Origin of the sequence: Pseudomonas sp. NY15435, from assembly GCF_048068295.1 — a bacterium.
Lineage (GTDB): Bacteria > Pseudomonadota > Gammaproteobacteria > Pseudomonadales > Pseudomonadaceae > Pseudomonas.
The window spans coordinates 222,846-235,661 of record NZ_JBLUQA010000003.1 but is presented as its reverse complement, the minus strand read 5'-3'; the positions used below and the strand labels follow the sequence as shown (position 1 = coordinate 235,661).

Here is a 12,816-nt window from a genome sequence, read left to right as displayed (position 1 = left end):
GATGATCACTCTAGGAGCGAGCTTGCTCGCGAAGATTTTGATCCGCCGGGTTCGCGAGCAAGCTCGCTCCTACAGCCTGGTGCTGCTCGGTGCGCTGCTCCTGGTGCCGTCGGCGCAGGCTGAGCGGTTGAAAGACATCGCCACCATCCAGGGTGTGCGCAACAACCAACTGATCGGCTACGGCCTGGTCGTCGGCCTCAATGGCACCGGCGACCAGACGACCCAGACGCCTTTCACCTTGCAGACCTTCAACAACATGCTGGCGCAGTTCGGCATCAAGGTGCCGGCCAACGTCGGCAACGTGCAGCTGAAGAACGTCGCGGCGGTATCCATCCATGCCGACCTGCCGCCGTTCGCCAAGCCGGGCCAGGTCATCGATATCACCGTGTCGTCCATCGGCAACGCCAAGAGCCTGCGCGGCGGCAGCCTGCTGATGACCCAGCTCAAGGGTATCGACGGCCAGACCTACGCCGTGGCCCAGGGCAACCTGGTGGTCGGTGGCTTCGACGCCGAGGGCCGCGATGGCTCCAAGATCACCGTCAACGTTCCGTCGGCGGGCCGTGTGCCCGGCGGCGCCACCGTCGAACGCGCAGTGCCGAGCGGCTTCGATCAGGGCAACACGCTGACGCTGAACCTCAACCGCCCGGACTTCACCACCGCCAAACACATCGTCGACCGCATCAACGAACTGCTCGGCCCGGGCGTCGCCCAGGCCGTGGACGGTGGCTCGGTGCGCGTCAGCGCGCCGCTGGATCCGAACCAGCGCGTGGACTACATGTCCGTGCTGGAAAACCTCGACGTACAGTCTGGCGAGGCCGTGGCCAAGGTCATCATCAACTCGCGCACCGGCACCATCGTGATCGGCCAGAATGTGCGCGTGTCGCCGGCCGCCGTGACCCACGGCAGCCTGACCGTGACCATCACCGAAGACCCCATCGTCAGCCAGCCCGGCCCGTTCTCCAACGGTCAGACCGCCGTGGTCCCGCGTTCGCGGGTGAATGCCGAGCAGGAAGCCAAGCCGATGTTCAAGTTCGGCCCCGGCACCACGCTGGATGAAATCGTACGCGCCGTTAACCAGGTGGGCGCCGCGCCCAGCGACCTGATGGCGATCCTCGAAGCTTTGAAACAGGCCGGCGCGCTGCAAGCCGACCTGATCGTGATCTGAGGACGCCGACGTGGATGCCAAACTGCTTTCCGCAGGCTCGTCCGGGACCAGCTCCGGGGCCTACACCGATCTCAATCGCCTGGCGCAGCTCAAGAACGGCGCCGGCCGCGACAGCGAGGGCAACATCCGCAAGGTGGCCCAGGAATTCGAATCGCTGTTCATGAACGAGATGCTCAAGTCGATGCGTTCGGCCAACGACGTGCTCGCCGAAGGCAACTTCATGAACACCTCGACCACCAAGCAGTACCAGGAAATGTACGACCAGCAGCTGTCCGTCAGCCTGTCCACCAAGGGCCGCGGCATCGGCCTGTCGGACGTGCTCACCCGGCAGCTGTCGAAGATGAACGGCGGCCAGCACAGCGGCGCCGCGAACCCCTTCGCCAAGGTCGGCGAGACCTCCAGCTGGCCGTCCACCACCGGGGTGAATGCCAGCGGCAAGGCCTTGCCGCAACCCGAGCAGGGCCGTGACGATTCCAAGCTGCTCAATGCCCGTCGCCTGGCGCTGCCGGGCAAGCTCGCCGATCGTGTGATGGCCGGCATCGTGCCGGGCGCGGCGACGTCGCAAGAGCAGGGCAAGCCGCTGGCTGGCAACGACTGGCAGACGTCGAAATCCTTCGCCAACGCCGTGCAGGAAGTGGACGCCGCCGCTGCCGCCATTGCCGCCGCCTCCAGCGATGACGCCAGCGGCCGCCGCTCCGTCCAATCGCCGCAGGGCAAGGGCACGTCGACCTTCGCCTCGGCGGACGAGTTCGTCGCCACCCTGCTGCCCATGGCGCAGAGGGCCGCCGCGCGCATCGGCGTCGACGCCCGCTACCTGGTGGCCCAGGCCGCCCTGGAAACCGGCTGGGGCAAATCCATCATTCGCGACCAGGACGGCTCCAGCAGCCACAACCTGTTCGGCATCAAGACCGGTTCGCGCTGGGGAGGCGACTCCGCCAAGGCGCTGACTACCGAATACGAGAACGGCAAGAAAGTGAAGGAGGTCGCGGCGTTCCGCTCCTACGACTCCTTCGAGCAGAGCTTCAACGATTACGTGAGCTTCCTGCAGAACAACGACCGCTATTCGGACGCCCTGGATTCGACCCAGCGTCCCGAGCAGTTCATGAAGGAACTGCAGCAGGCCGGCTATGCCACCGATCCGAACTACGCCCGCAAGGTGTCGCAGATCGCCCGGCAGATGCAGGTCTACCAGGCGGTCGCCGCGGCGGACACCCCGCCCCTGGGATAAGGACCAAGAGCGATGAGCGATCTACTTTCCATTGGCCTGTCTGGCCTGCGTACCAGCCAGACGTCGTTGACGGTGACCGGCCACAACATCACCAACGTCAATACCCCCGGCTATTCCCGCCAGCAATCGGTGCAGCAGACCGGCATCCCGCAGTACAGCGGCGCCGGCTACATCGGTTCGGGCAGCCAGGTCGTGGACGTGCGTCGGCTCGCCAGCGACTTCCTGTTCTCCCAGGTGCGCACTGCCACCAGCCAGGCCAATGAACTGAGCGCCTTCCAGGGCCAGATCGAACAGCTCGATTCGCTGCTCTCCGACACCACTACCGGCATCAGCCCGGCGCTGCAGAAGTTCTTCGCCGCACTGCAGACCGCCGCCGCCAACCCTTCCGCCAGCGAAGGCCGCGAGGCATTGCTGGCCGAGGCGCAGGGCCTGTCGAAATCGTTCAATACCCTGTATGACCAGCTGGACAAGCAGAACAGCCTGATCAATCAGCAGCTCGGTTCGCTGGCCAGCCAGGTCAATTCCCTGGCCTCCAGCGTTGCCAGCTACAACGACGCCATCGCCAAGGCCAAGGCCGCCGGTGGGCAGCCCAACGACCTGATGGACGCCCGCGAGGAGACCATCCGCAAGCTCTCCGAGCTGATCGGCGTGCAGGCCGTGCCCCAGGACGATAGCTCGATCAACCTGTTCATCGGCACTGGCCAGCCGCTGGTGGTGGGCACTACCACGTCTTCCTTGCAGGTCGTGCCGGGCACCAATGACCCGAGCCGCTTCGAGGTGCAGCTGGTCAGCGGCAGCGCCACCCAGACCATCACCTCGCAGGTTTCCGGCGGGCAGATGGGCGGCTTGATCGCCTACCGTGACACCGCCCTGGACGCCTCGTACAACAAGCTGGGGCAGATCGCCCTGACCTTCGCGGACACCGTCAACAAACAGCTCGGCCAGGGCCTGGACCTTTCCGGCAACGCCGGCTCCAACCTGTTCGGCAACATCAACGACCCGAGCATCGCGCGCCTGCGAGTGCTGGCGCAGTCGACCAACACCGGCACGGTGGACGCCCAGCTGCAGATCACCGACACCAGCAAGCTGGGCGCCAGTGACTACCGCCTGGAATACGACGGCAACAACTTCACCGCACGGCGGCTTTCGGATAACGCGCAGGTCAACGTCACGGTCAGCGGCACCGGGCCCTACACCCTGAGCTTCGCCGATGGCAGCGGCGCGGACCAGGGCTTCACCGTGACCATGCCCACGCTGCCGCCGGCCGGCGATGGCTTCACCCTGCAACCGACCCGTCGCGGCGCTGCCGACATCAGCACCGTGCTGACCAAGGCCGACCAGCTCGCCTTCGCCGGCACCGCGCGCAGCGAGGCCACCACCAACAACCGTGGCACTGGCGCCATCGGCCAGCCCAAGCTCACCAGCGGCCCGTCGCCGATCAACACCGCCGACCTGCAGAACCTGTTCGGCGCCAATGGCCTGAAGCTGAGCTTTGATGCGACGACCAACAGCCTCACCGGCACCTTGCCGGCGGGCGCGACGCTGAGTTACGTGTCGCCCTCGACCACCGGCCTGACCTCCGGGCAGACCAACACCGTGCGCCTGGACTACACCGACCCGGGCACCGGCAACAGCTACCGTTACGAATTCACCCTGAGCGGTGCCCCCCAGGCCGGCGACAGTTTCACCGTCGGCATGAACACCAAGGGTATCTCCGACAACAGCAACGCCCTGGCGCTGTCCGGCCTGCAGAGCAAGGCCACCGTAGGCGGCACCGGCAGCGCCGGTTCCACCTACAACGACGCCTACGGCGGTCTGGTGGAACGCATCGGCACCCTGACTGCGCAGGTGCGCAACAACGCCGACGCCAGCGCCACCGTACTCAAGCAGGCACAGGACAACCGCGACTCGCTGTCGGGGGTGAACCTGGACGAAGAGGCCGCCAACCTCATCCAGTTCCAGCAGTACTACAGCGCTTCGGCCCAGGTCATCCAGGTCGCCCGCTCGCTGTTCGACACCCTGATCGGCGCGTTCCGCTGATAGCTGAGGAAGGAATCGACCATGCGCATCTCCACCATCCAGGCCTACAACAACTCCGTCGGCGGGCTGCAGAAGAACTACGGCAGCGTCACCCGCACCCAGGAGCAGATCAGCACCGGCAAGCGCATCCTCACCCCGGCGGACGACCCGGTGGCCTCGGTGCGTCTGCTGCAACTGAGCCAGGAGCAGTCGCTCAACGACCAGTACAAGAGCAACATCACGGCGGCGAAGAACAGCCTGACGTCCGAGGAATCGATCCTGCAGTCGGTGGGCAACGTCATCCAGCGCATCCGCGAGATTGCCGTGGAAGCCGGCAACGGCGCCCAGGACCCCAGTGACAAGAACGCCCTCGCCACCGAGCTGTCGCAGCGCGAAGACGAACTGCTCAACCTGCTCAACAGCAAGGACGCCAGCGGCAAGTACCTGTTCTCCGGCAGCCAGGGCGACACCCAGCCCTTCGTGCGCAACCCCGACGGCAGCTACAGCTACCAGGGCGATGAAAGCCAGCGCCAGGTGCAGATCGCCAGCAGCACCTTGCTGGGTATCAGCGACAGCGGCAAGGCACTGTTCGACGACGTCAACAACATCAACCGCGTGACTACCGGCGCTGCTGCCGCGAACACCGGCACCGGGCGCATCTCCCTCGGCTTGGTCAACGACAAACAGGCCTACGACGGCACCTTCCCGTCCAGCGTGCCGCCGGCCGCCACCGACGGCATCGGCATCCGCTTCATCGATGACAAGAACTACGAGGTCTACGACCTCAACGATCCGGCGCTGCCGGGCAGCTATACCCCGCTGAAATCCGGCGCCATCGACGACAACAGCCAGACCAACGACTTCATCGAGTACGCTGGGGTGAAGGTGCAGATCGACGGCAAGCCCGCGGCAGGGGATACCTTCAGCATCAACCGCGATCCCTCTACCGAGAAGAAGGGCCTGCTCAACGTCGTGGCCGACCTGCGCAAGGCGCTGTCCAGCGCGACCTCGGACCAGGAAGGCAACTACGCTATCCGTGACGCGACCGCCGTGGCCATCTCTAACCTCGACTCGGTGAACACCCAGGTCCTCTCCGGCCAGGGCAAGATCGGCGCGCGCCTGAACGTGATCGACTCCACCGAGACCTTCATCGACGACGTGAAGCTGGTAAACACCGGCGTCATCTCCGACCTGCAGGACCTCGACTACGCCGAAGCGCTGTCGCGGCTGTCGATGCAGTCCACTATCCTGCAGGCCGCGCAGCAGAGCTACGTGAAGATCAGCGGGCTGAGCCTGTTCAATTACCTCAACTGATCTTTACACCGGCGGCACTCTGCCGCCGGTGCCGCTCCTTTCATCGAGATTTCTTTCCTTCCTGAGTGATTTGGGCATCCGGATTGCTTTACCTGTCTCCGGAGACCTTGCGCGTCATGATTCTGTCGCCAGGTCAGTGCAGACAATCAGCGCCGCGCCGCAGCCCGCGGGTGGCGTCCAGGGGAGCACCCATGAGCGATTTTCAGGACATCCGGGACCGGGCCTATCATCACTTTTCCGCCGGCGAACTGGGCGAGACCCTCTCGCTGCTGACGGAGCTGGAGGCCAAGGCCGGTGTCGATGCCGAACTGGCGAACGATCTGGGCGTGGTGCTCTTCCGCATGGGTGACCACCTGGCGGCATTGCGACGCTTCCAGCAGTCCGCGGCGCTGGAAGGCGAATCCCTGGTCGCCGGCAACCTCATCGGGCTGCTGGCTGAACAGGTGCAGCAGAACCAGTCGCAGCAGGAAGAACTAGAGGCGTTCGTCGCGGCGCGGGCCAAGCCGAGTGCTTTCGAAACCCTGGGCAGCGAACTTTTCAGTCGCAGCCTCGGCCTCTGGCAGAAGGACAGCGCTCGCGCGCTGCACAAGGCAGCGTCCGCGCTGAGCGATGAGCAGTGGCTGGAAGCGTTGCACGGCAGCGTCGAAGGCCAGGCACTGGACGGCCACTTCCTGCCCGGATTCATCGATCCGGAGATGCAGCGCATCTATGTCGGCTCCTCCGGCGTGGCGGCCCTCAACGAGGCCAACCGCTTTATCCGACTGATGCTCGATTACGCCCGCGACAATGGCCTGGTGTTCGACGAGCGTACGCGCGCCGTGGATTTTGGCAGCGGTTGGGGCCGCTACACCCGCTTCATGCTCAAGTACATTCAGCCTGACAATCTCTACGGTCTGGAAGTGAATCCTGGCATGACCGAGCATTGCCGCAAGGCATTCGGCATGGGCAACTTCCTGAAGGTCGAGAACTTCCCGCCCTGTGATCTGCGCGAAGATCTGGTCGATCTGATCTTCGGCTACTCCGTGTTCTCCCACCTGGCACCCGATTGCGCCGACGCCTGGATCAAGGAATTCGCCCGCATCACGCGCTCGGGCGCGCTGGTGCTGATGACCACCCAGGGCCGCGACTTCATCGAGTTCTGCCGGCGCATCCGCGCCAGCAACGACCGCAGCCATCCCTGGTACGCCAACCTCGCCGATTCCTTCGTCGACCCCGAGCAGGCCTATGGTGACTACGATGCCGGCGCGTTCCTGCATGCCGGTTTCGGCCAGTACGACGGCACTTACGGCGAGTCGTTGATCTCGCGCGGCTACATCGAGCAGAACTGGCTGGAAGACTTCGAGCTCATCGACTTCGTCGATGATCGTCATGTGTTGCCCCAGGCGCTCTTCGTGCTGCGTCGCAAGGCACGCGGCTGACTCCAGTATCGACTTTCCCGCAGCGCGGCAGCGGCCGCGCTGCCCAGACTTTCCGAGATGAGTGATGAACCAGAGCAATCCGCCCGCTGATTCCGGCCTCCACCGCCAGCCGCTGGCCGCGTTCAGCCAGGACGCCGCCTCCGGCGTCTGGAGCAATGGCGCGCAGAAGGACTTCGGTTACTCCGATGGCGATGCTGCCGAACAGAAGGTGGGCAGGACCGTTGCCGGGGCGACGGATGTCTCGGTCCATTCTGCCGAGTTGATCGCCCAGGTCGACGACTGGCCCAGTGAGTACCACTTCTCGCCGCGCCGCTCGAACCTGTTGCACTGGCTCGACGGGCTGGGACAGGGCACCCGTGTGCTGGAGCTGGGTTGCGGCTGCGGGGCGATCACCCGCGCACTGGCCGAGCGCGGCTGCCAGGTGGACGCCGTGGAAGGATCCCCTCGCCGGGCCGGCATCGCTGCGCGCCGCGTGCAGGAGTTCGCCGAGGTGCGGGTGTTTCACTCCAACTTCCAGGACATTGCCTTCGAGCCGGTCTATGACGTCGTCACGCTGATCGGCGTGCTCGAATATTCGCCCGTCTACCTGGATGCCGAAGATGCCTTCGTCGCCTGCCTGCAGATGGCTGAGCGCGCGCTCAAGCCCGGTGGCGTCCTGGTGGTCGCCATCGAGAACCAGATGGGACTCAAGTACTTTTCCGGCATCACCGAAGACCATTTCGCCAAGGCGTACTACGGCGTGGAAGGGCGCTACGGTCATCGCCAGACGACTACTTACGGCCGCCGCCGGCTCGCCGCGAAACTGGCGGCAGCGGGCTTCACCGAGCAGCATTTCGCCTATCCCTTCCCCGACTACAAGTTACCGGAAGTGGTTGTCGGCGACGCCGGGGTGGCTCGCGACGGCTTCGCGCCCGAGGACCTGGTCGCCTATCTCGAGAACCGCGACTACTCCGGCGTCGGTGCTCCACAGTTCAACCTGCCCCTGGCCTGGGAAGGCGTGGCCAAGGAAGGGCTGCTGGGCGATTTGGCCAACTCCTTCCTGATCCTCGCTCACCGGGCGGGCGATTGTCGGTTCGTGCGGCGCAACCTGCTGGCGCAGAAGTACACCGATAACCGGCGTCCGGGACTGAACTGCATTACCTCCTTCGTCGAGCAGTGCGGGGAGGTGAGGGTGGAGAAGTCGCCGCTGGGCGTGGGCGATGCCCGCAGCGAACTGGTATCGCAGTCGCTCCACGAACAGGCTTATGTCGCTGGCCGCAACCTGGGCGTCCTGCTGCGTAACGCCATTCTCCGAGATCAGCGCGACATCGTGGTCGCCTTGCTCAACCATTGGCTGGCTGAGCTCACCGCACATGCCCGCGACGGTGAGTTGCCATCGGGTTGGCTTGATGCCACGCCGGACAATTTCATCCTGCAAAGTGATGGCAGCCTTGCCCTTATCGATGACGAATGGCGGACGGCACAGCCGATCAGCCTGTCGGTGCTGTTCTACCGTGGATTGCAGTGCCTTGCCGCCGACGCGGCCGTGGCCAGGCATCTGCCGGGCGCCGATGAAATGACGCGTGTGGCGGAGCTCTGCCAGTGGCTGTCGCTTGAGTTTTCCGAGGCGGGACATGACGAAGCATCGCGGTTGAACCGCCGACTCTGGCAGGAAATCTATGGCAATGGGCGCTGGCGCGTGGATATGTACCGACGTGCTGGCGGGCGGCCGGAACTGGAAGCGCTGCCGGTTACTCCCTTGGCCGCACAGGGGCATGAAGTCTTTGAGCCGCGCCTGATCGCTTTCCATCTGCCGCAGTTTCACCGAATCGAGCAGAACGACAACTGGTGGGGCGAGGGCTTCACCGAATGGACCAATGTCCGCCAGGGCGCGCCGCTGTTCGAAGGCCACTATCAACCCCACGTGCCGACGGCTGAGCTCGGCTATTACGACCTGGCCGACGTCGCGACCCTTGAACGTCAGGCCCGCATGGCGCTGGAGCACGGGCTGCATGGTTTTTGCTTCTACTACTACTGGTTCGATGGCGATCGTCTGCTGGAGCGGCCGGTGGACCAGTTGCTTGCCAACCCACAGATCGACATGCCGTTCTGCCTGTGCTGGGCCAATGAGAACTGGACGCGCCGCTGGGACGGTGGCGAGCAGGAAATTCTCATGCACCAGAGCTATTCGCCACAGCTGAACCAGCGTTTCGCCGCAGACCTGGTGCCGTACATGAGCGACCCGCGCTACATCCGCGTCGGTGGCAAACCGGTGCTGCTGGTCTATCGCGGCGATATCATCCCCGATCTGCCTGGCACCCTGGCGGCCTGGCGACAGCACTGGCGCGAAGCTGGCGTGGGTGAGGTGTACCTGATTGGCGTGGAAAGCTTCCAGGTGATTGCTCCTGCCGAGAGCGGCTTCGATGCGACCTGCGAATTCCTGCCTCACCAGGTGCGCCTGGATCGCATTCGGTCGTCGCAGCCGCTGCGGCAACTGAAGGATGCGAGCATCCACGTGGGTGATTACGAGCAACTGGCGCAGGCACAGCTAGCGCGTCCGGCGCCTGGCTACAAGCGCTTCCGTGGTTTGGTTCCCGGCTGGGACAACGCTGCACGCCGGCGCAAGGGGGGCGCCACGATGTTCGTCGGCTCGACGCCTGAACGCTATCAGCGCTGGCTGGAGCGCACTCTGGAGCTGACCGCGCAGGAGCAGCAGGGCGACGAGCGCCTGGTGTTCGTCAACGCGTGGAACGAGTGGGGTGAAGGTTGCCATCTGGAGCCGGACGAGCGCTTCGGCATGGCCTACCTGCAGGCGACCCGCGATGCACTGGCGAACACGGCGGAGAGCTTCCGCCAGCCGGCGCACACCCCGGCGCTGGATGGCGCCACCCGCCAGTACCGCGAATGGCTGGCTCACCGTGAGCTGTCGCCGGTCCAGCGAGCCACACTGGAAGAGCGCGTCGCCGGCTGGTCAGCATGGCCTCGCGTGAGTGTGGTGATTCTCGATAAACACAGTGATGCCCGCAGCGTCCAGGAGACCCTGGACAGCCTCGACGCGCAGCTGTACCTCGCGCAGCAGACGCTGGTCATTTCCGATGCCCCTGCGCAGGCCCGCGACGGCTTGCTATGGCTCTCCGCCGGCGGCGAGCCCATGGATGTGCTGGGTCTTTCGCTGGAAGCGCTCGATGGTGACTGGGTGCAGGTCCTGGTGGCGGGTGACCGCCTGGATGCCCACGCGCTGCTGGTGCTCGCCGAACGCATCAATCTGTCGCCGGAAATGCATTGCTGCTACTACGACGAGGACCAACTCCTCGACGGCGGGCACGCTTTCCCCTTGCTCAAACCCGACTTCAACCTGGACCTGCTGCGCAGCTACCCCTACACCGGCAGCGCCCTGGCCTTCCAACGCTCGGCCGCCTTTAAGCTGGGTGGCCTCGACCGCGGCTTCGGCAAGCTTGCGCTGCATGATTTGCTCCTGCGCCTGGTGGAGTCCACCGGCTTCAGCGCTGTGGGGCACATCGCCGAGATCCTGCTGCATACCCGTCAGGGCTTCGGTGCCTGGCTGGCCGAGGCCGCCGCTGACGACAACGCCGCGCGCCTGGTCTCGGCGCACCTTGATCGCCTGGGCCTGCGGCATGCGATCTACGCGGGCGCGGTCGCCCCGATCAACCGGGTGCAGTACCTGCACGAGCAACAGCCGAAGGTGTCGATCCTCATCCCGACCCGCGACCAGTTGCCGATCCTGCAACGCTGCGTGGAAAGCGTGCTGGAGAAGACCCGCTACCCGCACTACGAAATTCTCATCATCGATAACGACAGCCAGGCTGCCGACGCCTGCGCCTGGCTCGCCGGCATCGAGCAGTTGGGCAGTGAGCAGGTGAGGGTGCTGCGCTACACCCATCCGTTCAACTACTCGGCGATCAACAACTTCGCGGCGAAGCAGGCCACCGGTGATTACCTGGTGCTGCTCAACAACGACACCGCCGCGCTGCAGGAGGATTGGCTCGACGCCATGCTCCACCACGCTCAGCGCGAGGAAGTCGGCATCGTCGGAGCCAAGCTGCTGTTCCCCGACGGGCGTCTTCAGCACGGCGGTGTCGTGCTGGGCCTCAACGGGCCGGCGGATCACGTCTTCATCGGTGACGCCGGCAATTCCCCGGGTTACATGCACCGTCTTTTCGCCGACCAGAACTACAGTGCGGTAACTGCGGCTTGCTTGATGATCCGCAAGTCGCTCTACGAAGAACTCGGTGGTATGGACGAGGAGGACTTCAAGGTCTCCTACAACGACGTCGACCTCTGCCTGAGGGCCCGGCAGGCGGGTTACCTCTCAGTGTGGACGCCCTACGCGGTCCTGCTGCACGAGGGCGGTGTCAGCCAGACGCATGTCGATTCCGCCGCCCAGCAAACCAAGCGTGCGCGCTTCAAGGGAGAGCAGCAGGCCATGTACCGGCGCTGGCTGCCGGCGCTCGCCGAAGACGCGGCCTACAACCGCAACCTCTCGTTGCGCGGCAAGGGCTTCACCCTGGAAGAATGCACGGCCAAGGCCTGGCAGCCGCTGGTGCAGCGAGTGGCGCCGAGCTTGCTGCTGTACGCTGCCGACGAAGCCGGTTGTGGCCATTACCGTGTGCGCCAGCCGTTCGCGGCGATGCGCCGTGACGGTTTGCTGGACGGCGTGATCAGCGCGAACCTGCTGGAAACGGTGGAAGAAGCGCGCCTCGCGCCGGACGCGGTGATCTTCCAACGGCAGATCACCGCGCGGCAGCTGGAAATCATGGCCGATTTGCGCGCTGCGACCTCGACCTTCCGGGTCTACGAAGTCGACGACTATCTGCCCAACCTGCCGCTCAAGAGCGCGCACCAGGGCGAGATGCCGCGCGACATCCTGCGCTCTCTGCGCCAGGCGGTCTCGCTGTGTGATCGCTTCGTCGTTTCCACCCAGGCGCTGGCCGAGGCTTTCGCTGACCTGCACGGTGATATTCGCGTGCGGCCCAACCTGCTGCCCGTGGAGTGGTGGAAGGACCTTTCCAGCCAGCGCCGCGTCGGACGCAAGCCCCGGGTGGGTTGGGCGGGCGGCATGGGGCATGGTGGCGATCTGGAGCTGATCGCCGATGTGGTGCGCGAATTGGCGAACGAGGTCGAATGGGTGTTCTTCGGGCTCTGCCCGGAGGCGCTGCGGCCCTATATCGCCGAGTTCCACCCCGGACGCACCATCGAGGACTACCCGCAACGCCTTGCGTCGATGAATCTCGACCTGGCGCTGGCGCCCCTGGAACAGAACCGCTTCAACGAGTGCAAGAGCAACCTGCGTCTGCTCGAATACGGCGTGCTGGGCTATCCGGTGGTCTGCAGCGACGTGCGTTGCTACCAGGGCGACCTGCCCGTCACCCGTGTGAAGAACCGCTACCGCGATTGGGTGGAGGCCATCCGCATGCACCTGGCTGATCTGGATGCTACCGCGCGAGCCGGCGATTCGCTGCGCGAAGTGGTGCGCCGCGACTGGATGCTTGAAGGCGAGAAGGTAATGGATTGGGCAGGTGTCTGGTTGCCTGACTGACGCTGTCGTCATCGATGCAAAGGGGTCTTAGGGCCCCTTTTTTCTGTCCACGGAAAAATCAGCTCTGCCATCGCCCTAAAGGAATGGTCGCGGTGGCCGATTTCCTCGTTGTCCGCGCGGGTCCTGGCCCTCGCAG

At 64.9% G+C, this 12,816-nt stretch carries 6 protein-coding genes; all 6 read left to right on the top strand.

The window, feature by feature from the left end:
• Positions 1-76: 76 nt before the first annotated feature.
• The 6 genes from ACNFH5_RS08310 to ACNFH5_RS08285 all read left to right on the top strand — a co-directional run bounded on the left by ACNFH5_RS08310 (position 77) and on the right by ACNFH5_RS08285 (position 12,680).
• Complete coding sequence (locus ACNFH5_RS08310; protein ID WP_416745636.1) at positions 77-1,165, top strand: flagellar basal body P-ring protein FlgI; 1,089 nt, start codon at positions 77-79, stop codon at positions 1,163-1,165.
• A 10-nt stretch (positions 1,166-1,175) separates the two neighbouring features.
• Positions 1,176-2,393: a flagellar assembly peptidoglycan hydrolase FlgJ gene (gene flgJ / locus ACNFH5_RS08305; protein WP_416745149.1), complete on the top strand. Its 1,218-nt coding sequence runs from the start codon at positions 1,176-1,178 to the stop codon at positions 2,391-2,393.
• 12 nt (positions 2,394-2,405) lie between these two features.
• Positions 2,406-4,433 (top strand): flagellar hook-associated protein FlgK, encoded by a 2,028-nt coding sequence (flgK, locus tag ACNFH5_RS08300; protein WP_416745148.1) that lies wholly within the window; start codon positions 2,406-2,408, stop codon positions 4,431-4,433.
• Positions 4,434-4,454: 21 nt separating this feature from the next.
• Complete coding sequence (gene flgL / locus ACNFH5_RS08295; protein ID WP_416745147.1) at positions 4,455-5,726, top strand: flagellar hook-associated protein FlgL; 1,272 nt, start codon at positions 4,455-4,457, stop codon at positions 5,724-5,726.
• Positions 5,727-5,917: 191 nt separating this feature from the next.
• Positions 5,918-7,144 (top strand): class I SAM-dependent methyltransferase, encoded by a 1,227-nt coding sequence (locus ACNFH5_RS08290; protein ID WP_416745146.1) that lies wholly within the window; start codon positions 5,918-5,920, stop codon positions 7,142-7,144.
• Between the two features lie 64 nt (positions 7,145-7,208).
• Positions 7,209-12,680 (top strand): glycoside hydrolase family 99-like domain-containing protein, encoded by a 5,472-nt coding sequence (locus tag ACNFH5_RS08285; RefSeq protein ID WP_416745145.1) that lies wholly within the window; start codon positions 7,209-7,211, stop codon positions 12,678-12,680.
• The last annotated feature ends 136 nt before the right edge of the window (positions 12,681-12,816 follow it).